Here is a 20,688-nt window from a genome sequence, read left to right as displayed (position 1 = left end):
CTGGGGACAACAAAACAATGGAAAAACATGTCATCTGGCGCGGCGTACTCGCCGGCGCCCTAGCTGGTGTTTTCGCGTTCGTGTGGTCGAAGATCTTCATCGAACCCATCGTCGGCCGCGCAATCGATTTCGAGGACGGTACTGCGGCGGCCCATGAGGCAATGTCTGTTGCACATGGTGGCCACAGCCATGGTGAAGAGGGTGGTGAGCTCTTCAGCCGCGGGATTCAGTCCAACATAGGCATGGGACTTGGTGTGCTGCTGTTCAGCGTCGCGATGGGTGCGTTGTTTGCCGTCGTGTTCTGTGTGGCATACGGCCGGCTCAACAACCTGTCGGCGCGAACGCTGTCCGTGCTCATCGCCGGCGGCATGCTGATCTCGCTGTGGATCGTGCCTTCGCTCAAGTACCCGCCGAATCCTCCGGCTACGAGCCTCGATGAGACGATCACGCAGCGGGCGCTGCTGTACTTGTTGATGGTCGGCTTGTCGGCGCTGCTGATGGTCGCCGCGGCGTATCTCGGCCATCAACTGGCACCGAAGCTCGGTTCCTGGAATGCGACCCTCGCGGGGGCTGCGGCGTACATCGTCGCGGTGGCGGTTTTGATGCTGATCCTGCCCACGATCAATGAGACACCCGGCCCGTTGCGGGATGATGCCGGCAACATCGTGTTCCCGGGTTTCCCGGCGGTTGATCTCTACGAGTTCCGGCTCTACGGCCTGGGCACCCAGGTGATCATCTGGGCGACGATCGGACTTGTCGGAGCGGCGTCGCTGTCGCGGTTGCTGGACGGCAAGCGGGAGTCAGTTGCGGCGTGAGTTCCAGTGAGTGAAGTTGTCCGGTTGTCGTTGGTGTCCCATGCCATGACCGACGCTACGGCGGCCGGACGATTCCCCACCGATGAGCCGCTGAATTCGCTGGGCCATCGCCAGGCCGATGCGACCGTCGAACTGGGCGCCATCGACGCCGCGTACTGCGGCCCGGAGAAACGGGTCCGCCAGACGGCCGAACTGCTGGGCTTGTCGGCGGTGGTCGAACCTCAACTGGCCGATCTGGATTTCGGGAGCTGGCGCGGCGGTGTGTTGAGCGCCATGCCGCCCGCGGACCTGGCGGTCTGGCTGACCGATCCGACCCGCGCACCGCACGGCGGCGAATCAGTGGTCGATCTCGTCAACCGGGTGCAACGTTGGATGGACAGCTTGGCCTCGACACGGGGCCGGCTCGTCGCGGTGACCCACCCGGCGGTGGTCCGGGCGGCCATCCTGGTTGCCCTCGATGCGCCACCAAAGTCGTTCTGGCGCATCGACATCGCACCGATGAGCCGCACCGTGATGCATTTCCGCGGCCAGGCCTGGACGCTGCGAAGCAGCTAGCCGACCGGTGCCATGGCGAACGCCCGCTTGGCGACCTGCAGCAACCACCCCGCGGCAGTGGGGCTACGGAACTTCGGCCAGTTCAGCTGAAAACTGAACACCCACGGTTGCCCGGTGTAATCCACCGCGTACCAGCTGAAAGTCAGATCGCCGGGCAGGTTGCCGCCCTTGGCGCCGATGTACTTCCATTTATCCGGATCCGGGTCGATACCGGGCAGCGCCGACAGGATGTCCTTCACCGGCGCCGCAGCGCCGTAGGCCGAGGCTTGCAGCGCTGCGTGCACCCGGCAGATGTCGGCTGCACTGGCGAACCACTCGAGGCCGTCATTGGATGCCGGCGTATGGGTGCGGTACGGATCCGGTTCGTAGGGACGGGAATTGGTCTGCTGGAGCAGCGCCACCCGATCAGTGGGGGAGGCGGTTTTCCACTGGTCGCGAAGGTTCGGTTCGCCCCAGCCGACCGAGAACACCTCGTGCATGGTCGGGAACGGAGTCATGCTGGCCGGATCGTGGTGCCCTGCGGTCACCAGTGCGCGTTCCACCGCGGCCGGGCCCACCCGTCCGATCAGCAGGTCGGTGGCCATGTTGTCGCTGGCCGAGATCATCTGCTGGGCGGCGGTCCGCACCGTGATCTGAGCGCCGGGGGGCAGCTTGTCCAGCCCGGCGGAGCCGAGCTTCTTGCCTTCCTTGGTGATCGTGAGGTGATCGTCCCAGCTCAGGGTGCCGGCCTTGACGGCGTCCGAAACTGCTAGCAGTACATAGAGTTTGAAGATCGAAGCCAGCGGCAGTGACATGTCGGTGTTGGTGCCGGCAACCTGCTCGCACTTGCCGTCGACCACTTTGGACACGCGGTAGGAGTAGCGTGCGCCCGACTTGGTCAGCTCGGTGTCGATATCGGACCACTTGTCGATCCTCGGCGGGACCAGCGTGACGTCGAAGCGGTCGACCAGCCCGGCGTCGTTCGTCCTGAGCTCGATGTCCTGGGCCACGTTGTAGGACGTAAGGACGTGCAATGTCGCCTGCGCGGCCCCGATGTCCACCGAGGTGACCTTGAACGGTCGATCCCACCAGATCGAGTCCATCTTGGTGCCCACCAGGTCGACCTTTTCGGGGGCAGCCAGGGTGCGAACGCCGACGGGGCCGATCGGCCAGTCGGAGTTGAGCATGTCCATGGTCTGCTTGGCCCGCAGACCGGGTGGGGTGATGGTGTCGATGTGCGCGCCGTAGGACACCTCGGCCGCGGGCGCGACACTCGGCGCACAGCCACAAGCCAGGGTCGCGGCGACCGCTGCGATAGCCGTCAGGCCGACCGCGCGGTGCAGCGACCGGCCGCGGCTACGCCTGGGCAGCGGGCCCTGCAACGTCCAGCACAACCTCGAACTCCAGCAGCGATGCGCCGGTGGCCACAGGCTTTGCCTGCTGGCCCTTGTGTGCCTCGACGGCCGGGCCCGAAGCCCAGGCCTGGAAGGCCTCTTCGGTTTCCCACTGCGTCACCACGAAGTAGCGGTCTTCACCCTTGACCGGGCGCAGCAATTGGAAGCCGAGGAAGCCGGGCTGACTGTCGACGGCATGTGCACGGTTCGCGAACCGCTTCTCCAGTTCCGGACCGGCGTTGGGCGGGACCTCGATGGCGTTGATCTTCACGACGGGCATGGTGTTCAGGCTACCCGGCGTCCGCGGCAAGATAACGGGATGGTCACAGATCTGCTCATCCACAGAGGGGGGCGCGGCGAGCCCATCGTCCTGGTGCACGGGTTGATGGGCCGCGGTAGCACTTGGTCGCGCCAACTGCCCTGGTTGACAGGGCTGGGCGAGGTCTACACCTATGACGCACCGTGGCACCGCGGGCGGGATGTGGTCGATCCGTATCCGATCAGCACCGAGCGTTTCGTCGCGGATCTGGGCGAGGCTGTGGCCGCACTCGGGCGGCCGGCGATGTTGGTGGGGCATTCGATGGGTGCGCTGCATTCGTGGTGTCTGGCCGCGGCCCGCCCGGAACTGGCCAGCGCGGTGGTGGTTGAGGACATGGCCCCGGATTTCCGCGGGCGCACCACCGGGCCCTGGGAGCCGTGGGTGCATGCCCTTCCGGTCGAATTCGGTTCGGCGCAAGAGATTTACGACGAGTTCGGGCCCGTCGCGGGTCAGTACTTCCTGGAGGCGTTCGACCGGACGGCCACCGGTTGGCGACTGCACGGGTATCCGCAGTGGTGGCTGGACATCGCTGCCCAGTGGGGAACGCGGGACTACTGGCAGCAGTGGCGGGATGTGGCTGTGCCGTCCTTGCTCATGGAGGCGGGAAATTCAGTGGCGCCGCCCGGGCAGATGCGCCGGATGGCCGAGATCGGGCAGGACACAAGGTATTTGCACGTACCTGACGCGGGTCACCTGATCCACGACGACACGCCCGAGGTGTACCGCGAGGCCGTTACGGCGTTTCTAACGGCGCTCGCCTAGGACGCCTGCACTCGGCCAGGCAGGCTCGTGTTCGAACCGGCTGCGTATCGCGTCCAGGTCATGGCCGGCGCGATATGTCTCGTAGTCGGGCTGGTCGATGTCGAACAGGTCGAGGCGGAACCGCAGGACATTGCTGCGCCGTGCCGCCCAGCCCACTGCCGCGGCGACCGCGAAGGGTGAGATCAGGATGGTCAGAGCGAGTGCAAGAGTCATGGCAGTAATGCTCGTCGGGGAAATATCCAGCCAACAGTGGCAGCGCTGACGCCTTACGATAAAATACTGCCATGCTGAGAAGCGTCTCCACTCTGGTGCTCGACGGACTGGCGGTTTTCGAGTTCGGGGTCATCTGTGAGGTTTTCGGGATCGATAGGTCCGCAGACGGGGTGCCGAACTTCGACTTCAAGGTCTGCGGGCCCGAGGCGGGGAAGCCGCTACGAACATCCGTCGGGGCGACGCTGACCCCTGAATACGGCCTGGATGCGCTTCAGGGTGCGGACCTGGTCGCGATCCCCGCGATAGGTGGCACGGATTACCTGCCCGAGGCGCTGGAGGCCGTGCGTGCTGCCGCCGACGCGGGATCGATCATCCTGACCGTGTGCTCTGGTGCGTTCCTGGCCGGTGCGGCGGGCCTGTTGGATGGACGGCCGTGCACCACTCATTGGATGCACGCCGACGACCTGGCGCGCAGATATCCCACCGCGCGCGTTGATCGCAACGTGCTGTTCGTCGACGACGGCAATCTGATCACCAGCGCGGGCACCGCGGCGGGCATCGATGCGTGCCTGCACCTGGTTCGCCGTGAACTCGGCAGCGAGGTGACCAACAAGATTGCCCGGCGCATGGTGGTCCCGCCGCAGCGCGACGGCGGGCAGCGCCAGTTCATCGACCAGCCGATTCCGATGAGGTGTTCGGAAGGCTTTGCGCCACACCTGGATTGGATCATGACCAACCTGGAAAAGCCGCACACCGTGACGACATTGGCCAAGCGGTCTGCGATGTCCACGCGTACCTTCGCCCGCCGGTTCGTCGAGGAGACCGGCACCACGCCGATGCAGTGGATCACTGATCAGCGGGTACTCTACGCGCGCAGATTGCTCGAAGAGACGGATCTGGATGTCGACCGGATCGCCGGGCAGTCCGGGTTCGGCACCGCGACGCTGCTGCGCCATCATTTCCGCCGGGTGATCGGAGTGACGCCTTCGGACTATCGACGCCAATTTGCCTGTGGTACAGACGAAGAGGCTGTGACGGCATGACGAGTCAGCCGTCGGGCTGGCAGGCCGCGTCGACGTAGACCGTGGTGTGCCGGGACGGATCGATCCGGTACCCGTTCTCGTCGATGTTGGAGTCGGCGAGACCATGCACGCCGGTCACCCGGCAATTCGACAGGCCCGTGTTGGCGTTCGAGTTGACCTGCACGTGATACCCCCGGCTCTCCAGGTCGCGCACGGTATCGGCGGCCGATCCGGTGCCGGACGGTGCGGCGTTGGCCGGTGCCGCGAGGCCCAGCCCCAATCCCAGTGCCGTACACGCAAACGTCGCTAAGATTTTGCTTGGCATAGATCCGTTCTATGTGAAGCAGCGCCAAAATGGTGTGCTGCAGCCCAGATTCATGCCGAGCTCATGTATTTTCACCTTCGCCGGCCAGCGCGAAGAGGCCATCGGCGGTCTGCTCCACCAAGCCGTCCACCAGCAGTGAGTCCAGTGCCCGGTCGCGTTGGGCGGTATCGGTCAGCCACGCCACGTCAAGTTGGGCACGGGTAACCGGAGAACTGCTGTCGCGCAAGACATCCAGCAGCTTGCCGCGGACCTGGCGGTCGGTGCCGGCGTAACGCTGCACCCGCTTGGCGATCGTTCCGGCGGGGTAACCCGCGGTCCGCCAACGACATCGGCTCAACGGGCAGCTGCCACACTGCGGCGCGCGGGCAGTGCACACCGTTGCGCCCAACTCCATCAGAGCGGCCGAGAAGATAGGTGCGGTCGCATCGGGCGGCAGCAGTGCGGCCACGTCGTCCAGGTCGCGGGCCCGGGCGGGCGCATCCGCCTGGCCGTGTAACACCCTGGTGACCACCCGGCGCACGTTGGTGTCGACCACCGGAACGCTCGCCGAATACGCGAAGCAGGCCACCGCCCGCGCGGTGTAGGCACCGACGCCGGGCAGCGTCAGTAGCGTCTCGACGTCGGCGGGCACCTCGTCTCCGTATTCGCCTGCGATCACCACAGCACACTCGTGCAGGCGCTTGGCCCGCCGCGGGTAACCCAGCTTGCCCCAGGCGCGCAGCACCTCGGCCGATCCGGCGGCCGCGGTGGCCGACGGCGTGGGCCACCGCTCGATCCAGGCCAGCCAGATCGGCTCGACCCGGGCAACCGGTGTCTGCTGCAACATGAACTCGCTGACCAAGATCTGCCACGCAGAAACGCCTGGTCGGCGCCACGGCAGGTCACGCTGGGCATATTCATACCAACCGACGAGTACTTCTGGGTCGATGCTCATCGGCGTCTCATGCAAAATGACTGACATGCCCAATTCGAATCCGGTGTCCGCATGGAAGGCACTCAAGGACGGTAACGCCCGCTTTGTCGCAGGCGAACCGCAGCATCCCAGCCAGGACATCGCCCGTCGTGCCAAACTGGCCCACGGTCAGAAGCCGACCGCCGTAGTGTTCGGCTGCGGTGACAGCCGCGTGGCAGCGGAGTTGCTGTTCGACCAGGGCCTGGGCGACATGTTCGTGGTGCGCACCGCCGGCCACGTCCTCGACAACGCGGTGCTGGGCTCGATCGAATATGCGGTGTCAATTCTCAACGTGCCGCTGATCGTGGTCCTCGGCCATGACAGCTGCGGCGCCGTCAAGGCCGCCATCAACGCCCTCGACGAGGGCGAAATGCCCGGCGGCTACGTGCGCGACATCGTCGAGCGGGTCACCCCGTCGATCCTGATGGGACGCCACTCGGGTCTGACGCGCGTCGACGAGTTCGAGGCTTACCACGTCAAGGAGACGGTCAACCAGCTGCAGATGCGGTCTGCCGCCATCTCGCAGGGGCTGGCGGCGGGCACCCAGGCAATCGTCGGCGCCACCTACCACCTTTCGGACGGTCACGTGGAGCTGCGCAGCCACCTCGGCAACATCGGCGAAGCCTGAGAATTTCGCTGCAGCCCCCGACACGCCGAGGCGCCTCGGACAACTGGGTATGACCTGGGCTTACCGTGAAAGCCGTGTTGGATCTCGAACCTCATGGGCCACTGCCCTCGCAGATTTACTGGCGGCGCCGGGCGCTGGCCATCGGAATCGCGGTAGTCGTCGTGGGGATCGTCGCCGCGATCGTCGCGGTGATCATGACCAGCAGTTCCGGAGCCGAGACCAAGTCCGCCGACGAACCCTCCGCCGCCGCCGCGCCGCCCCCGCTGCCGGGTGAGAACCCCGAGGTCAAGACCCCGGTGGTGCCGCCGGCCCAGCATGCGCCGCCGCCGACGGCAACGCCGACTGCCGCCGTCACCCCGCCGCCGTTGCTCAAGGAGGGCGACGACTGCCCGGATTCGACCCTCGCGGTCAAGGGCATCACCAGCCAACCCCAGTACGTGGTGGGTGAGCAGCCGAAGTTCACCATGGTCGTGACCAACATCGGTTTGGTCGCCTGCAAACGCGACGTGGGTGCCGCGGTGCTGGCCGCCTATGTGTACTCACTCGACAACAACCGGCTGTGGTCGAACCTGGACTGCGCGCCGTCCAACGAGACCCTGGTCAAGACGTTCAACCCGGGGGAGCAGGTGACCACCGAGGTGACCTGGACCGGCATGAGCTCGGCGCCGCAGTGCCCGATGCCGCGTCAGCCGATCGGGCCTGGCACCTACAACCTGATGGTGCAGCTGGGCAATCTGAGATCGGCCCCGGTGCCGTTCATCCTGGCCCAGCCCAATCCGCAGCAGCCAGGGCCGCCGGCCGAGGGCGGCGCGCCGGCTGAGCCGGCCACACCGGGTAACTGACGCTCAGGCCAACCGGTCGGCAATCGTCGACTCGGCCAGCAGGGACAAACCTTCGCGGATGTGCCGGGCCCACATCGACCCGATGCCGTCCACCGACTGCAGATCGTCGGCGCTGGCGGCCAGCAGGCCCTGGAGCGAGCCGAACGAGCGGACCAGCAGATCGACGTGGGCGAACTGCAGTCGCGGTATCCCGGCCATCGCGCGGTAACCCCGTGAGCTCATGGCTGAGTCCTGCGCCTCTGACGTCGACGGATATCCGAAAACCCTTGCCAGCGTGGTGAAGTCGAGCAGCTCACTGTCGGTAAGGGCATCCAGCTCGTCGAGTGTCGAGCCGACCTGCGCGGCGGTCGGTGGGTCCGGGAGCGCGTGGTAGTCGCGGACGATCAGCTCACGTGCGGCCTCGTTGTCGCCCACCAGTTCGTCGAGCTGGAGTTTGAGCTGGCGTCCGTCGGTGCCGAGCTCGACGACGTCGGCGTCGATCTCCAGGCTGATCCGGCGCACCATCTCCAGGCGCTGCACCACGGTCATGACGTCGCGCAGTGTCACGAAGTCCTCGATCTCGGCGGTGGACAGCTGCTTGCTGACCTCGTCGAGCCGGCCCTTGTAGCGCTCCAGCGTGTTGATGGTCTGGTTGGCCCGCGACAGAATGGTCGCCGAATCGGGTACCACGTGCCGCTCCCCGGCGACGTAGACCGTCACGATGCTCATCGAATGACTCACCGAGATCACCGGATAACCGGTCTGGATCGCGGTGCGCTCGGCGGAGCGGTGGCGGGTGCCGGATTCGTCGGTGGGGATCGACGGGTCAGGCACCAACTGGACGTTGGCCCGCACGATGCGGCCGCCGTCGCTCGACAGCACCACCGCGCCGTCCATCTTCGACAGCTCACGCAGGCGGGTGGGGGCGTAACGCACGTCCAGTGCGAACCCACCGTCGCAGATGGCTTCCACGCTGTCGTCGTAGCCGAGAACGATCAACGCGCCCGTCCTGCCGCGCAGGATGCGTTCCAGGCCGTCGCGCAGCGGGGTACCGGGCGCCAGGCGGCCGAGGGTTTCTCGTAGCGTCGGCCGCGCCAGATGCACGACGGTGCGGCTGGCTCTGGCACCGGAGTTCACGGCCATCAATTCTCCTAGGGTCGGCCGCCATTGTCCGCGATGTCGTGGATTGCTGGCAATCGTGCAGTTATGCGGTGCCGGCAACCGCGATGTCCTTGAGTGCCCGCAAAGCCGCCCCGATGTGATCGACGGTGATGACGCGCAGCCCAGCGGGCGCGCTGGTGACACCGGGCGCCACCACGGCGGTCGTGAAGCCCAGCCGGGCGGCCTCGGCCAGCCTGCGGTCCATGCCGGTGACCCGACGCAGGTCGCCGACCAGCCCCACCTCGCCGATCACGACGGCGTTCATCGGCAACGCGATGTCGAGGTAGGCCGACGCGATGGCGACCGCCACGGCCAGGTCCGAGGACGGATCGGTCAGCCGCATGCCGCCGACGGTCGACACGTAAAGGTCGTGGCCGCCGATGGGCAGCGCGCAGCGTGTCTGCAGCACCGCGCTGATCATCGCCGCGCGGGCCGAGTCGATACCGCTGACCGCACGGCGCGGCGGACCTGCCGGTTGTACGGCCAGCGCCTGCACCTCGCCGATCATCGGACGCTTGCCGTCCAGGGTGACTGTGACGGCGGTGCCGGGAACTGCCGCCGGACGTTGGTCGAGGAACAGGCCGGACGGATCGCTCACACACTCGATCCCGTTGTCGTGCATCTGAAAACAGCCGACCTCGTCGGCGGCGCCGAACCGGTTCTTGACCCCGCGCACCATGCGCAGGCTCGACGTGTGGTCGCCCTCGAAATGCAGCACCACGTCCACCAGATGCTCCAGGGAACGCGGGCCCGCGATGGCGCCGTCCTTCGTCACGTGCCCGACCAGGATCATGGCTACCGCCGGGTCTCCGACAGCGGTTTTTGCATAGCCGGTCAGCGCCGTGGTCACCGCGCGCACCTGCGTCACCCCGCCGGTTACCCCGTCGGCTTCGGTGGTGGACATGGTCTGCACCGAATCCACCACCACCAGGCTGGGTTTGACCTCGTCGATGTGACCCAGGGCGATCTGAAGATCGGATTCGCCTGCCAGATATACGTTGTCGTGCGTGCAGCCGGTGCGTTCGGCGCGCAGCCGGATCTGGCCCGCGGATTCCTCGCCGGACAGGTACAGCGCGCGGCGGCCGGTGTGCGCCCAGCGATTGGTGACCTCGAGCAGCAGGGTGGACTTGCCTACTCCGGGATCCCCCGCCAGCAGCGTGACCGAACCGGCCACCAGGCCGCCGCCGAGAACCCGATCCAGCTCGCTGACCCCGGTCGCGTAATGCCGGGTGATACCCGGATCGATCGAGGTGATCGGTACTGCGGGTGAGGTCGGGGCCACCGAACGAAGTGAGGATCCACCTGCTCTGCCACCGGGGAGGGCGAGCACCGCCACCTCGTCGACCGTGCCCCAGGTGCCGCAATTGGCGCAGCGGCCCACCCATTTCGGGGTGGCGTGCTGACACTCCGAGCACCGGTATTGCGAACGTACTTTCGAAGCGGCCACGCCGCGACACTAACGGCTGCCCCCGACATCGGCGGTGTGCACGCGCCGGTCGGGGGCCCCGTGGGTCAGCGGGGGGTGAGGTCAGTGACCGCCGGCCTCGGCCGGGCCCTCGCCGGACTTGTCGCGCCGGGGCGCTTCGCCTGCCGAGATCGGCACTGCGACTGTGGTCTCACCGTTCTCGAACTTGAACGTGAAGTCGTAGAGCAGGCCGTTGGTGACCGGCTTGGTCAGGGTGACCTTGGCGGTGACGGCGTCGGCGGCCTCGGTCTTCTCCAGCGGTTTCAGCTGGCCGTCGGGCTCGCCCACCACGAGGACGCCGCCCGCCGGGATGGTCTGGTCCCCGGTCAGTGCCACGTCGCCGACAGTGGTCGTGATCGAGACGAGCTTGTTGGCCTTCTCGTTGGATCCGTTGGCCGCGACGAACAGCAATTCGGCCTCGGAGCCGGGCTCGACGTAGTCCTTCTCCTGTGGCGCGCGCAGGTGCACGTTGCGCAGCGCGATCGCGCCGGACTGTGCGCTGGCGCCGTTGACCGCGGGCTCCTGGGTTGCCGTCTGGGAGACCTGGCCGGCGCCGCACCCGGTGAGAACGGCTGCGGTCAGGCCACATGCGGCGAGACCGGCCGAGGCACGCATTGCGAAGCGGTTCACTCAAGCCTCCTGAGCTGGGTCGGCGTACTTCGACTATGCACAGTAGTAGGTGGCGTCGGCGGGCGGAATGCTAGGGCTCGGCTAGGGCCGTCTCGGGCCGGCAACGCCTTTGCGGGGGCACCCGTTTCGCGTGCTCGACGGGCCCGGGGGTTGCACGGTTTCGTCACCATGTCAACCCCCGCTCTTCACCTGCAGTGCCCCTGACCTGCATAGTTGGTGCGCGTGTGATCTGGGCCCGTGTTAGGATGGACTAGCGAAAGGGGCTCGAATCAGATGATTTTTAAGGTCGGAGACACCGTCGTCTATCCACACCACGGTGCTGCGTTGATCGAGGCGATCGAAACCCGGACGATCAAAGGCGAGCAGAAAGAATATCTCGTCCTGAAGGTTTCCCAAGGGGATCTGACCGTTCGAGTACCCGCAGACAACGCCGAGTATGTCGGTGTCCGCGACGTCGTGGGCCAGGAAGGTCTCGACAAGGTTTTCCAGGTGTTGCGGGCTCCGCACACCGAAGAGCCGACCAACTGGTCGCGCCGCTACAAGGCCAATCTCGAGAAGCTGGCCTCGGGTGACGTGAACAAGGTTGCCGAGGTTGTCCGGGATCTGTGGCGTCGCGATCAGGAACGCGGTCTGTCCGCGGGTGAGAAGCGAATGCTGGCCAAGGCCCGGCAGATTCTGGTAGGCGAGCTTGCGCTGGCCGAGAACACCGATGACGCCAAGGCATCGACCATCCTCGACGAGGTTCTGGCCGCCGCGTCCTGACGCGTGGTGGCAACAACTGTCGCGGTCGTCCCAGCCGCCGGCTCCGGTGAGCGGCTAGGCGCGGGTAGACCCAAAGCGTTCGTCAAACTGGGGGACAAACCCCTCTTGGAGCATGCCCTCGACGGGTTGCTGGCCTCAGGGGTGATCGACAAGGTCGTGGTCGCGGTTCCGCCCGCGCTCACCGACGAGGCCACCTTGGTCTTCGGTGGGCGTGCGCAGATCGTGCCCGGGGGAGCTGACCGGACCGAATCGGTGGCGCTGGCCTTGGATATTGCGGTGGCGGCGTCCTCCGGGGCGCCTGATTTCGTCCTCGTACACGACGCTGCCCGGGCATTGACCCCTCCGTCGCTGATCGCCCGCGTGGTTGCCGCATTGGCTGACGGTCACGCTGCCGTCGTTCCCGGCCTCCCGCTGGTCGACACCATCAAGGCCGTCGACGCCAACGGCGCGGTGTTGGGGACGCCCGAGCGGGCCGGTCTGCGGGCCGTACAGACCCCGCAGGGCTTCCACACAGACGTGTTGCGCCGCGCCTATCAACGGGCCGGGGCCGGTGTCGTCACCGATGACGCCTCGCTCGTCGAACAGATCGGTACGCCGGTGCAGATCGTCGAGGGCGATCCGATGGCCTTCAAGATCACCACGCCGCTGGACCTGCTGCTCGCCGAGGCCATCCTGGCGCGTGTCTCGTGAGGATCGCATGTTGATTCCCCGGGTCGGGCTCGGTACCGACGTCCATCCGATCGAGCCGGGGCGGCCTTGTTGGCTGCTGTGCTTGGAATTCGCAGGCGCCGACGGCTGCGCCGGCCATTCCGACGGTGACGTCGCCGCCCACGCACTGTGTGACGCGCTGCTCAGCGCGGCGGGCCTTGGCGACCTCGGCGCGGTGTTCGGCACCGACCGGCCGGAATGGCGGGGAGTCACCGGCGCCGACATGCTGCGACATGTCCGCGGATTGGTGCAGACAGCGGGCTTCGAGATCGGCAATGCCACAGTGCAGGTGATCGGCAACCGGCCCAAGATCGGGCCGCGCCGCGAGGAGGCCCAGCGGCTGCTCGCCGAGCTGATCGGGGCGCCGGTATCGGTGTCTGCCACCACCACCGACGGGCTCGGTCTGACCGGCCGGGGTGAAGGATTGGCCGCGATAGCCAGCGCTTTGGTGGTTCCTGCGGAATAGGCCGGTAAGCTGGCACGTCGTGACCGATCGCGCTCAAGCCGTCGCGTCGGGGTTTGCCTCCGATTTGCGGCTGTACGACACCATGGCGGGTGCCGTACGAGATTTCGTACCGCTGCGGCCGGGGCACGCTTCGATCTACCTGTGCGGTGCCACCGTTCAGGGCTTGCCGCACATCGGCCATGTCCGTAGCGGAGTCGCGTTCGACGTGCTGCGCCGCTGGCTGACCGCCAATAGATACGACGTTGCGTTCATCCGCAACGTCACCGACATCGACGACAAGATCCTCAACAAGGCTGCCGATGCAGGCCGTCCGTGGTGGGAGTGGGCCGCGACCTACGAGCGGGCGTTCAGCGCCGCGTATGACGCGCTGGGCGTGCTTCCGCCGTCGGCTGAGCCGCGGGCCACCGGACACATCACCCAGATGGTCGAGCTCATCGACCGCCTGATCGAGAAGGGCCATGCCTATGCCGCGGGCGGCGACGTCTACTTCGACGTCCTGAGCCTGTCCGATTACGGCGCGCTGTCGGGCCACCGGATCGACGATGTGCACCAGGGCGAGGGGTCGGCGACCGGCAAACGCGATCAGCGCGATTTCACGCTCTGGAAGGGCGCCAAGCCGGGCGAGCCGTCGTGGCCGACGCCCTGGGGCCGGGGCCGCCCCGGCTGGCACACCGAGTGCGTGGCGATGTGCGAGGCCTATCTGGGCGCGGAGTTCGACATCCACGCCGGCGGAATGGACCTGGTGTTCCCGCACCACGAGAACGAGATCGCCCAGGCCCAGGCCGCGGGTGATGGTTTCGCCCGGTACTGGCTGCACAACGGCTGGGTCACCATGGGCGGTGAGAAGATGAGCAAGTCGCTGGGCAACGTGCTCTCGATTCCCGCTGTGCTGCAACGGGTTCGAGCTGCCGAGCTGCGCTACTACCTGGGTAGCGCGCACTATCGGTCCATGCTGGAGTTCTCCGAGAACGCGCTGCAGGACGCGGTGAAGGCCTACAGCGGCATCGAGGACTTCCTGCACCGGGTGCGCAACCGGGTGGGCGCCGTAGCCGTCGGCGACTGGACGCCGAAGTTCGCGGCCGCACTCAATGACGACCTCGCGGTGCCGATCGCTCTGGCCGAGGTGCATGCCGCCCGCGCAGAAGGCAACCGCGCGTTGGATGCCGGTGACCACGAGGGCGCGATGGCGCAGGCGACCGCGATCCGGGCGATGATGGGCATCCTGGGGTGTGATCCGCTCGATGAGCGCTGGGAGTCCCGTGACGAGACTTCGGCTGCGCTGGCCGCGGTGGACGAACTGGTGCAGTGGGCATTGGCAGGCCGGGCCGAGGCCCGGATCAACCGGGACTGGGCGGCGGCCGACGCCATCCGGGATCGGCTCAAGGCGGCCGGCATCGAGGTAACCGACACCGCTGACGGTCCTCAGTGGGCATTGGTGGACGGGAACGGAGCATAGATGGCCGGGAATTCGCAGCGGCGCGGCGCAGTGCGCAAGCCGGGGACGAAAAAGGGACCGACGGTCGGATCCGGCGGTGTGCGTCGCCGTGGGCTGGAGGGTCGTGGGGCCACGCCCCGCGCGGATCAGCGTCCGCACCATCCGGCGGCCAAGAAGGCCGCCAAGGCGGCACGTCAGGCGCAGGGCCGGCACAAGAAGACCGATGACACCGAGTTGGTGCTCGGCCGCAACCCGGTGGTGGAGTGCCTACGGGCCAAGGTCCCGGCCACCGCGCTGTATGTGGCACTGGGCGCCGAGGCCGATGAACGGCTCACCGAATCCGTCCAGATCGCTGCCGACCGCGGTATCTCGATCCTCGAAGTACAGCGCCACGACCTCGACCGGATGAGCAACAACACGCTGCACCAGGGTCTGGCCCTGCAGGTGCCGCCGTACAACTACGCCCACCCCGATGACCTGTTGAAGGCGGTCCGCAGTTCCGGGGAGCCCGCGCTGATGGTGGCCCTCGACAACATCTCCGATCCGCGCAACCTGGGTGCCATCGTGCGCTCGGTGGCCGCGTTCGGTGGACAGGGCGTGGTGATCCCGCAGCGTCGTTCGGCCTCGGTGACGGCGGTGGCGTGGCGCACCAGCGCCGGGGCTGCAGCCCGTACGCCGGTGGCGCGGGCGACGAATCTGACGCGGACGCTGAAGAGTTACGCCGACGCCGGTCTGCAGGTGGTCGGCCTGGATGCCGGTGGCGACACCTCGCTCGACGAGCTTGAGGGCACCGGCCCGATGATCGTGGTGGTCGGCTCGGAGGGCAAGGGCCTGTCCCGGCTCGTGCGCGAGAACTGCGATGCGGTGGTGTCGATCCCGATGGCGGGGCCAACGGAATCGCTGAACGCCTCGGTGGCCGCTGGTGTGGTGCTGGCCGAGATCGCCCGCCAGCGCCGGAGCTAGCCGATGTCTAAAGGGCGAAGTGCCAGCAGCCCCGCGAATTTTCTTGCCGCCCAGCCATTTACGCGGGACGAAGTGTTCAGCGAACCCTGTCCGGTTCCCGATGCGCCCGGCGCCAACGGGTGGTGGTTCCGTACGGTGCCCGCTGACATCGACGTCTCGGGGTGTCAGCAGCGGGATGGTCTGACACTTCTCTACGTCGGGATCAGTCCGACGCGCCCGCCGGCGAGCGGAAAGCCGCCGAGCACCCAGAATCTGCGCAAGCGGGTGAAGTACCACTACGGCGCAGCCAACGCCAGCGCCGAGGGCTCGACGCTGCGCAAGACGCTCGGCATCCTGCTCGCTGACGAGCTCGGCTTCAAGTTGCGCCGTATCGGCTCCGGCGACAGACGAACCTTCGCCGGCGGAGAATCCGTTTTGACGCAGTGGATGGCCGAGAATGCCTTGGTGTCGTGGATGGTGCACCCTGAGCCGTGGTTCCTGGAGGAAAAACTGATCGGCGCGTTCGATCTGCCGCTCAATGGCCAGGAGGCCAACAAGGCCAACGCCTTCTACCCCGAGCTGAAGCGCCTGCGGCGCGCCGCGATGAACAATGCGAACAAGCTTCGCGTGCTCAAGGAGTGGTAAGCCTCCTAGCCACCGAAGAGGCGCAGGCCCACCCAGAGCGCCAGCACACTGGCAACGAGGGTGAGCGGGACTGTCGCGAGCCCCACCCGGCTGAACTCGCTGAACCGTGCAGGCAGGCCCTCGCGGTGAACCACATTGCGCCACAGTAGGTTTGACAGCGAGCCGACGTAGGTGAGGTTGGGGCCGATGTTGACCCCGATCAACACGGCCAACACGGCAGCCGGACCGGCGCCGGCCACCAACGGAAGCAGAACCAGCACTGCGGGCAGGTTGTTGACCAGATTGGCCAACACGGCCGCCACTGCCGCCAGGCCCAACAGAGCGGGCAACGAGTCGCCGACGGGGAGCAACCCGCGCATGGCGTCGCCGAGGCCGTTCTGCACGACTGCGTCTACCACCACACCGAGGCACAGCACGAATGCCAGGAATGGCACATTGACCGCGCGTGCGATCCCGCCGATCGTGCTGCGACGCTGCGCCAGACTGTGCACACCGAGCACCACCGCCCCGGCCAGTGCCGCCCACGCCGGGGACACGTCGAACACTGAGGTGACGACGAAACCTGCCAGCGTCAAACCCAGCACCACGAGCACGAACACCGGAACCTCAGCCGGCGGCGGAGTCACCTCGACGGCCGGGCGATTCAACTCGTGGCGGAAAACCCAGCGCAGTACGAGGAATTCGACGCCGATCGCGGCCAGCCAGGGCAGCGTCATCACCGCACTGAACTGTGTGAAGGACAGTCCGGCCACGGCGAAGGCCAACAGATTGGTCAGATTCGACACCGGAAACAGCAGCGACGCGGAGTTGGCCAGATGCGCGCTGGCATAGGCATGCGGTCGGGGCGGTATCGCCAAGGTGCGGGCGGTGGCCAGCACCACCGGGGTCAACAGCACGACGGTCGCGTCCAGGCTCAGCACGGCCGTCGTCGTCGCCCCGATCAGGAACACCCGGGTCAGGAGCCGCCGGGAATCGCCCCTGCTGGCCCGCGCCATCAGCGTGCCCGCGGCGTGGAACAGGCCCTCGTCGTCACACAGGTGGGCGAGCACCAGCACGGCCGCCAGGAAGCCGACCACGGGCAGCAGGCGATTGACCTCGGCCAGTGCGTCGTCCGGCGAGATCACCTCGAACGCGATGAGCAATCCGGCGGCGGGCACTGCCGCGACCGCTTCGGGCCAGCCGTTGGGGCGCGCCATCGCGAAAGCCAGGACTACGGCCAGCGCGACGAGCGCGAAGGTCAGCGCCAGGGGTCGGACCGTTCCCACACGGCGGGCAGGTGCAGGTTCACCCCGTCCTGGTCTGCCAGTCCGGACAGCACCCGCATCGACACATCGAGGTCGTCGCCGGCGTACGGCAGGGCGCGTAGCGGCTTGTGCAGCGGACGGAAGAAGTCGTCCCAGTGGATCAGCACCACCCGACGTGCCCCGACCGCACGCACGGTGTGGGTCCAGTAGCTTTCGAAATACTGCTCGGACTGCAGCCCGAGTTGGCCGATTCCGAGGTACACGACCTCGGCGCGCTGCCCGTCCAGGGCGCCCGGCACCGCGCCGGCGCTTCCGACGATCAGCAGGCGGCGGTCGCTGGACCGGTGGTGCACCAGCGTCGACCAGGCTTCCCCGCACTTGTAGACCGCGACCTTGACCGGGGGGACGACGGGTTCGGTGATGACGCCGGGAAAGCGGTCCGGCGGGCAGTGCTCGGATTCGAAGAGCGTCACGTCATAGGCGCCGAGGGTGATGGCTTCGCCCGGGGTGGCCGTGGTGATCCGATCGGCGGCCAGTCCGCCTCCGATGCCGACCTGGGCGGTCGATGTGCCGCCGACAAGTCGGGCGCCGGTGCGCTCGGCCACCACTGCCGAGTCCATGGCGTGGTCGAAGTGGCTGTGTACCGGCAGCACGGCTTCGAGCTTGTCGACGCCGAGGCGGGCCAGGCTGCCCTCGATGCGGGGCAGTGACGGCGCCAGCTTGCCCGCGACGACGCTCGGCAGCGCGGGCCGGGAGAAGAACCCATCGGTCATCACCGCCGACGAGCCGTCGTCCACCAGCAGCGTGCTGACCCCGGCCCAGGTGACGGTGACCGGGGATTGCGGTGTGGCCGCCGGCGCGTCGACGAACCGCGCATAGGGGGCCAGGTCGGGTCTGCCGGGCTTGAGCCGCATGGCCCCACCCTATGGCTAGATCTGTCCGTAACGACGGCGGAACCTCTCCACCTGCCCGGCCGAGTCGAGGTGCCGTGCGGTGCCCGTCCAGAACGGATGCGAATCGCTGGTGACGTCGACGACGATCAGCGGGTAGGTCTGGATGCCGTCCGGAGCGGGCCACTCGATGGTGCGCTCACTGGTCGCCGTCGACCGGGTGAGGAACTGGGTGCCGGTCGCGGCGTCCTGGAACACCACCGGGTGGTAGTCGGGGTGGATTGCGGGTTTCACTGGGATTCCCCTTCCTGGTGGGCTTCCTGATGGCCGGACACGGCGGGTTCTTCGACCGCCGGCTGACAGGGTTCCTCGTGCCAATCCCCGAACGGGTCGGGGTAATCGGCCCACAGGTCCGGTCGTGCCAGCTCGTCGTCGGTGAGCAGCGCGCCGCGCAGTGCCTCGATGACTTCACCGGGCCGGGCACCGCAGGCCAGTACCGTCAGCGATACGTGCCGATCGCCGAATTGGTGATGCCAGTCGATCGCGGCCATCGCCAGGCGTTCCGGGTCGGTGTAGGCGAGTTCGGTGGAACCCATTGCGGCCAACCATTTCCCGGCGTTGCTGAAGTGCATTCCGCCGCCCGCGGATTCGATCCACATGACGTCGGCCGGGCGGTTGGCCAGCCAGGCTCGGCCGCGGGTGCGCACCACGCCGTCGAGCAGGTGGTCGACGGCGTCGTGCAGGCGCAGCGGGTGAAACGGCCGGCGTGCGGCGAATTCGACGATGATGACCTCGTCGTCGGGTTCCAGCGGCGGCTCACCGGCCAGGAGTGGATCGTGCGGGGTGGCGGTGCGTCCGCGCCGGCTGTTCGGTTCCAGATGCGCCAGGGCGAGCTCGACCCGGTCGGGGCCCACGGTGATGCGGGCGCGGGGTGCGAGCCGGCGGAGCACTGCCAGTGTGGTGGCGTCGGGCTCGTTGAGCACCAGCATGTCGGCGAACTCGGCCTGACCGACGACCACCTGGGCGACCGTGCGTCCGTCGGGAAGTTCCTCGTCGCCGACGGACTGTTGCAGCCAGACCGTGGCGTCCAGGCATGCGATGACTGCCTCGATGCCGACGTCGCGGGCGGCGGGCCCGTCGAGGTAACCGGGCCCGACGTGGACCCGGATGGTGTTGATCGCCCAGCACACCGCCTCGGCCTCCAACCACGGCATCAACTGCACGACGATGCGCTCCACGTCGCCGCGCTGGTGCAGCCGCCGCAACAGGATCAGCAGGTCATCGCGGACCGTGCAGGACACGCAACCGTGGGCGAGCTCGAGGGCGAGCTCGGACGACCCGCCGTTGTCGGACACGGTCCGCAGGACCACCTGGCCGTCAAAGCCGTGGCGCACCAGCACGGTTCCCGGCCTGCGTCCCAATTCTTCCGCTACGCCGTCGCTGTCACCTTGACCGGCGATCAGCACCACAGGGGTTCGCACTGCACCTCCCGACGAAGTTGTTGTTGAAAACGATTATCATTATCGTAAGGCTACCCCATCCGAAGGAGACCGATGTCTGCCCACTGCCAAGTCACCGGGCGCTCGCCCGGGTTCGGCAACACGGTGTCGCACTCGCACAAGCGCAGTCGCCGCCGCTGGAACCCCAACATTCAGAACAAGACCTACTACCTACCCACCGAAGGCCGCCGGATCCGACTTCGGGTGAGCGCCAAGGGGATCAAGGTGATCGACCGCGACGGCATCGAGGCCGTGGTGGCCCGGTTGCGTAGCGCAGGGGAGAAGATCTGATGGCCCGCACCGATATCCGGCCGATCGTGAAGCTGAAATCGACCGCCGGGACCGGGTACACCTACGTCACCCGCAAGAACCGCCGCAACGACCCGGACCGGATCGTGCTGCGCAAGTACGACCCGGTCATCCGCCGTCACGTCGACTTCCGCGAGGAGCGCTGATGGCCAAGCGATCCAAGATCGTCAAGAACGAACGGCGCCTGGAACTCGTGGAGCGCTACGCCGAACGGCGGGCCGAGCTCAAAGAGGCCATCCGCAATCCGGACAGCACCCGCGAGCAGAAAGCCGCGGCTGTCTCGGCGCTGCAACGGCTGCCGCGTGATTCGAGCCCGGTGCGGCTGCGCAATCGAGACGCGGTCGACGGCCGCCCGCGAGGTCACCTGCGCAAATTCGGGCTGTCGCGGGTCCGGGTGCGCGAAATGGCGCACCGCGGTGAACTGCCGGGCGTGCGGAAGTCGAGCTGGTGATGGCGACGAATTCCCGGCGGAACAACAAGAAGCGCCCTCCGGCCACCGATCTCAAGAAGCCGAGGCGCAATCAGCTGACCGCCCTCGGGGTCACCGAGGTCGACTACAAGGACGTCCACCTGCTGCGCACTTTCATCAGTGAACGGGGCAAGATCCGGTCCCGGCGCATCACCGGGCTCACCCCGCAGCAACAGCGTCAGGTCGCCACGGCGATCAAGAACGCCAGGGAGATGGCGCTGCTGCCGGTGGTCGGCCCGGCTTGACTTACGATCGACGGCGATAGGGCGACTGCGGAT

At 67.2% G+C, this 20,688-nt stretch carries 28 protein-coding genes; 16 read left to right on the top strand and 12 right to left on the bottom strand.

Annotation, left to right across the window (positions count from 1 at the left end; translation table 11 throughout):
- The first annotated feature begins 17 nt into the window (after positions 1-17).
- Positions 18-815, top strand: coding sequence for a CbtA family protein (locus HBE63_RS22635; protein ID WP_166906745.1), 798 nt, complete (start codon positions 18-20; stop codon positions 813-815).
- Between the two features lie 6 nt (positions 816-821).
- Complete coding sequence (locus tag HBE63_RS22630) at positions 822-1,370, top strand: histidine phosphatase family protein (RefSeq protein WP_166906744.1); 549 nt, start codon at positions 822-824, stop codon at positions 1,368-1,370.
- On the opposite strand, the gene HBE63_RS22625 is transcribed toward HBE63_RS22630, so the two are convergent.
- Positions 1,367-2,731, bottom strand: a complete 1,365-nt coding sequence (locus HBE63_RS22625) for a serine hydrolase (RefSeq protein ID WP_208301187.1) — start codon at positions 2,729-2,731, stop codon at positions 1,367-1,369. The genes HBE63_RS22630 and HBE63_RS22625 overlap by 4 nt on opposite strands.
- Positions 2,706-3,023, bottom strand: a complete 318-nt coding sequence (locus tag HBE63_RS22620) for an antibiotic biosynthesis monooxygenase (RefSeq protein WP_029108325.1) — start codon at positions 3,021-3,023, stop codon at positions 2,706-2,708. Before HBE63_RS22620 ends, HBE63_RS22625 begins: the two co-directional genes overlap by 26 nt.
- A 39-nt stretch (positions 3,024-3,062) precedes the next feature.
- Between HBE63_RS22620 and HBE63_RS22615 the strand changes: the two genes are divergently transcribed.
- Entirely contained in the window at positions 3,063-3,824 is a 762-nt protein-coding gene (locus HBE63_RS22615) for an alpha/beta fold hydrolase (RefSeq protein WP_166906743.1), read from the top strand.
- On the opposite strand, the gene HBE63_RS22610 is transcribed toward HBE63_RS22615, so the two are convergent.
- Positions 3,807-4,037, bottom strand: a complete 231-nt coding sequence (locus HBE63_RS22610; RefSeq protein ID WP_166906742.1) for a hypothetical protein — start codon at positions 4,035-4,037, stop codon at positions 3,807-3,809. The genes HBE63_RS22615 and HBE63_RS22610 overlap by 18 nt on opposite strands.
- A 71-nt stretch (positions 4,038-4,108) precedes the next feature.
- On the opposite strand from HBE63_RS22610, the gene HBE63_RS22605 reads away from it, so the two are divergent.
- Entirely contained in the window at positions 4,109-5,080 is a 972-nt protein-coding gene (locus tag HBE63_RS22605) for a helix-turn-helix domain-containing protein (protein WP_166906741.1), read from the top strand.
- Between the two features lie 4 nt (positions 5,081-5,084).
- On the opposite strand, the gene HBE63_RS22600 is transcribed toward HBE63_RS22605, so the two are convergent.
- Positions 5,085-5,384, bottom strand: coding sequence for a hypothetical protein (locus HBE63_RS22600; RefSeq protein ID WP_166906740.1), 300 nt, complete (start codon positions 5,382-5,384; stop codon positions 5,085-5,087).
- Between the two features lie 61 nt (positions 5,385-5,445).
- Positions 5,446-6,318 carry an A/G-specific adenine glycosylase gene (locus HBE63_RS22595; protein ID WP_208301186.1) on the bottom strand — a complete coding sequence of 291 codons (873 nt, stop codon included), beginning with the start codon at positions 6,316-6,318 and terminating at the stop codon, positions 5,446-5,448.
- Positions 6,319-6,343: 25 nt separating this feature from the next.
- Between HBE63_RS22595 and HBE63_RS22590 the strand changes: the two genes are divergently transcribed.
- Both HBE63_RS22590 and HBE63_RS22585 read left to right on the top strand, forming a co-directional pair.
- On the top strand, positions 6,344-6,964 hold the full coding sequence (locus HBE63_RS22590) for a carbonic anhydrase (RefSeq protein ID WP_166906738.1): 621 nt from the start codon (positions 6,344-6,346) through the stop codon (positions 6,962-6,964).
- 74 nt (positions 6,965-7,038) lie between these two features.
- Positions 7,039-7,806 carry a hypothetical protein gene (locus HBE63_RS22585; protein ID WP_208301185.1) on the top strand — a complete coding sequence of 256 codons (768 nt, stop codon included), beginning with the start codon at positions 7,039-7,041 and terminating at the stop codon, positions 7,804-7,806.
- Positions 7,807-7,809: 3 nt separating this feature from the next.
- Here HBE63_RS22585 and disA read toward each other — a convergent pair whose 3' ends face one another.
- The 3 genes from disA to HBE63_RS22570 all read right to left on the bottom strand — a co-directional run bounded on the left by disA (position 7,810) and on the right by HBE63_RS22570 (position 11,041).
- A complete protein-coding gene (gene disA, locus HBE63_RS22580) occupies positions 7,810-8,889 on the bottom strand; it encodes a DNA integrity scanning diadenylate cyclase DisA (protein WP_208301491.1) in 1,080 nt (359 codons plus the stop codon).
- 100 nt (positions 8,890-8,989) lie between these two features.
- Positions 8,990-10,393 (bottom strand): DNA repair protein RadA, encoded by a 1,404-nt coding sequence (gene radA, locus HBE63_RS22575; protein WP_166906735.1) that lies wholly within the window; start codon positions 10,391-10,393, stop codon positions 8,990-8,992.
- Between the two features lie 81 nt (positions 10,394-10,474).
- Positions 10,475-11,041: a hypothetical protein gene (locus tag HBE63_RS22570; RefSeq protein ID WP_166906734.1), complete on the bottom strand. Its 567-nt coding sequence runs from the start codon at positions 11,039-11,041 to the stop codon at positions 10,475-10,477.
- A gap of 273 nt (positions 11,042-11,314) precedes the next feature.
- Between HBE63_RS22570 and carD the strand changes: the two genes are divergently transcribed.
- The 6 genes from carD to HBE63_RS22540 all read left to right on the top strand — a co-directional run bounded on the left by carD (position 11,315) and on the right by HBE63_RS22540 (position 15,999).
- On the top strand, positions 11,315-11,803 hold the full coding sequence (carD, locus tag HBE63_RS22565; RefSeq protein WP_003930663.1) for an RNA polymerase-binding transcription factor CarD: 489 nt from the start codon (positions 11,315-11,317) through the stop codon (positions 11,801-11,803).
- Between the two features lie 6 nt (positions 11,804-11,809).
- The gene (gene ispD, locus HBE63_RS22560) at positions 11,810-12,493 is read left to right on the top strand and encodes a 2-C-methyl-D-erythritol 4-phosphate cytidylyltransferase (RefSeq protein ID WP_166906733.1); all 684 of its coding nucleotides are present in this window, start codon (positions 11,810-11,812) and stop codon (positions 12,491-12,493) included.
- A 7-nt stretch (positions 12,494-12,500) separates the two neighbouring features.
- Positions 12,501-12,977, top strand: a complete 477-nt coding sequence (ispF, locus tag HBE63_RS22555) for a 2-C-methyl-D-erythritol 2,4-cyclodiphosphate synthase (protein WP_166906732.1) — start codon at positions 12,501-12,503, stop codon at positions 12,975-12,977.
- A gap of 19 nt (positions 12,978-12,996) precedes the next feature.
- Positions 12,997-14,433, top strand: a complete 1,437-nt coding sequence (cysS, locus tag HBE63_RS22550; RefSeq protein WP_208301184.1) for a cysteine--tRNA ligase — start codon at positions 12,997-12,999, stop codon at positions 14,431-14,433.
- On the top strand, positions 14,434-15,375 hold the full coding sequence (gene rlmB, locus HBE63_RS22545) for a 23S rRNA (guanosine(2251)-2'-O)-methyltransferase RlmB (protein ID WP_166906731.1): 942 nt from the start codon (positions 14,434-14,436) through the stop codon (positions 15,373-15,375). It abuts the gene before it with no gap.
- Positions 15,376-15,510: 135 nt separating this feature from the next.
- Complete coding sequence (locus HBE63_RS22540; protein ID WP_243858225.1) at positions 15,511-15,999, top strand: GIY-YIG nuclease family protein; 489 nt, start codon at positions 15,511-15,513, stop codon at positions 15,997-15,999.
- 5 nt (positions 16,000-16,004) lie between these two features.
- Here the strand turns inward: HBE63_RS22540 and HBE63_RS22535 are convergent, their stop codons facing one another.
- The 4 genes from HBE63_RS22535 to mrf are packed head-to-tail and all read right to left on the bottom strand — an operon-like array spanning position 16,005 to position 19,614.
- On the bottom strand, positions 16,005-17,195 hold the full coding sequence (locus tag HBE63_RS22535; protein ID WP_371815051.1) for an SLC13 family permease: 1,191 nt from the start codon (positions 17,193-17,195) through the stop codon (positions 16,005-16,007).
- A gap of 41 nt (positions 17,196-17,236) precedes the next feature.
- On the bottom strand, positions 17,237-18,157 hold the full coding sequence (locus HBE63_RS22530) for an MBL fold metallo-hydrolase (RefSeq protein WP_166906729.1): 921 nt from the start codon (positions 18,155-18,157) through the stop codon (positions 17,237-17,239).
- A 15-nt stretch (positions 18,158-18,172) separates the two neighbouring features.
- Entirely contained in the window at positions 18,173-18,427 is a 255-nt protein-coding gene (locus tag HBE63_RS22525) for a type B 50S ribosomal protein L31 (RefSeq protein ID WP_166906728.1), read from the bottom strand.
- A complete protein-coding gene (gene mrf / locus HBE63_RS22520; RefSeq protein ID WP_166906727.1) occupies positions 18,424-19,614 on the bottom strand; it encodes a ribosome hibernation factor-recruiting GTPase MRF in 1,191 nt (396 codons plus the stop codon). The genes HBE63_RS22525 and mrf overlap by 4 nt, the downstream gene beginning before the upstream one ends.
- 72 nt (positions 19,615-19,686) lie before the next feature.
- Between mrf and rpmB the strand changes: the two genes are divergently transcribed.
- Genes rpmB through rpsR form a run of 4 tightly spaced genes read left to right on the top strand, consistent with a single transcriptional unit; the run spans position 19,687 to position 20,655 of the window.
- On the top strand, positions 19,687-19,923 hold the full coding sequence (rpmB, locus tag HBE63_RS22515; protein WP_069426744.1) for a 50S ribosomal protein L28: 237 nt from the start codon (positions 19,687-19,689) through the stop codon (positions 19,921-19,923).
- Positions 19,923-20,087, top strand: coding sequence for a 50S ribosomal protein L33 (gene rpmG / locus HBE63_RS22510; RefSeq protein ID WP_003882496.1), 165 nt, complete (start codon positions 19,923-19,925; stop codon positions 20,085-20,087). Before rpmB ends, rpmG begins: the two co-directional genes overlap by 1 nt.
- Complete coding sequence (rpsN, locus tag HBE63_RS22505) at positions 20,087-20,392, top strand: 30S ribosomal protein S14 (RefSeq protein WP_166906726.1); 306 nt, start codon at positions 20,087-20,089, stop codon at positions 20,390-20,392. The genes rpmG and rpsN overlap by 1 nt, the downstream gene beginning before the upstream one ends.
- Entirely contained in the window at positions 20,392-20,655 is a 264-nt protein-coding gene (gene rpsR, locus HBE63_RS22500) for a 30S ribosomal protein S18 (RefSeq protein WP_166906725.1), read from the top strand. Before rpsN ends, rpsR begins: the two co-directional genes overlap by 1 nt.
- Positions 20,656-20,688: the final 33 nt, after the last annotated feature.

It is taken from the genome of Mycobacterium sp. DL440, from assembly GCF_011745145.1.
GTDB lineage: Bacteria > Actinomycetota > Actinomycetes > Mycobacteriales > Mycobacteriaceae > Mycobacterium.
Note: the sequence above shows the minus strand (reverse complement) of the source record. Positions and strands in the feature narration are given on the sequence as shown.

Excerpts from the sequence above, each read along its gene's own strand:
- HBE63_RS22590 (WP_166906738.1), top strand. The coding sequence starts at position 6,344 with ATGCCCAATTCGAATCCGGTGTCCGCATGGAAGGCACTCAAGGACGGT.
- rpmB (WP_069426744.1), top strand. The coding sequence starts at position 19,687 with ATGTCTGCCCACTGCCAAGTCACCGGGCGCTCGCCCGGGTTCGGCAAC.
- ispF (WP_166906732.1), top strand. The coding sequence starts at position 12,501 with ATGTTGATTCCCCGGGTCGGGCTCGGTACCGACGTCCATCCGATCGAG.
- HBE63_RS22615 (WP_166906743.1), top strand. The coding sequence starts at position 3,063 with ATGGTCACAGATCTGCTCATCCACAGAGGGGGGCGCGGCGAGCCCATC.
- HBE63_RS22620 (WP_029108325.1), bottom strand. The coding sequence starts at position 3,023 with ATGCCCGTCGTGAAGATCAACGCCATCGAGGTCCCGCCCAACGCCGGT.
- HBE63_RS22600 (WP_166906740.1), bottom strand. The coding sequence starts at position 5,384 with ATGCCAAGCAAAATCTTAGCGACGTTTGCGTGTACGGCACTGGGATTG.
- HBE63_RS22535 (WP_371815051.1), bottom strand. The coding sequence starts at position 17,195 with ATGGCGCGCCCCAACGGCTGGCCCGAAGCGGTCGCGGCAGTGCCCGCC.
- rlmB (WP_166906731.1), top strand. The coding sequence starts at position 14,434 with ATGGCCGGGAATTCGCAGCGGCGCGGCGCAGTGCGCAAGCCGGGGACG.
- HBE63_RS22610 (WP_166906742.1), bottom strand. The coding sequence starts at position 4,037 with ATGACTCTTGCACTCGCTCTGACCATCCTGATCTCACCCTTCGCGGTC.
- carD (WP_003930663.1), top strand. The coding sequence starts at position 11,315 with ATGATTTTTAAGGTCGGAGACACCGTCGTCTATCCACACCACGGTGCT.
- rpmG (WP_003882496.1), top strand. The coding sequence starts at position 19,923 with ATGGCCCGCACCGATATCCGGCCGATCGTGAAGCTGAAATCGACCGCC.
- HBE63_RS22635 (WP_166906745.1), top strand. The coding sequence starts at position 18 with ATGGAAAAACATGTCATCTGGCGCGGCGTACTCGCCGGCGCCCTAGCT.
- rpsR (WP_166906725.1), top strand. The coding sequence starts at position 20,392 with ATGGCGACGAATTCCCGGCGGAACAACAAGAAGCGCCCTCCGGCCACC.
- rpsN (WP_166906726.1), top strand. The coding sequence starts at position 20,087 with ATGGCCAAGCGATCCAAGATCGTCAAGAACGAACGGCGCCTGGAACTC.
- HBE63_RS22595 (WP_208301186.1), bottom strand. The coding sequence starts at position 6,318 with ATGAGCATCGACCCAGAAGTACTCGTCGGTTGGTATGAATATGCCCAG.
- HBE63_RS22605 (WP_166906741.1), top strand. The coding sequence starts at position 4,109 with ATGCTGAGAAGCGTCTCCACTCTGGTGCTCGACGGACTGGCGGTTTTC.
- HBE63_RS22530 (WP_166906729.1), bottom strand. The coding sequence starts at position 18,157 with ATGCGGCTCAAGCCCGGCAGACCCGACCTGGCCCCCTATGCGCGGTTC.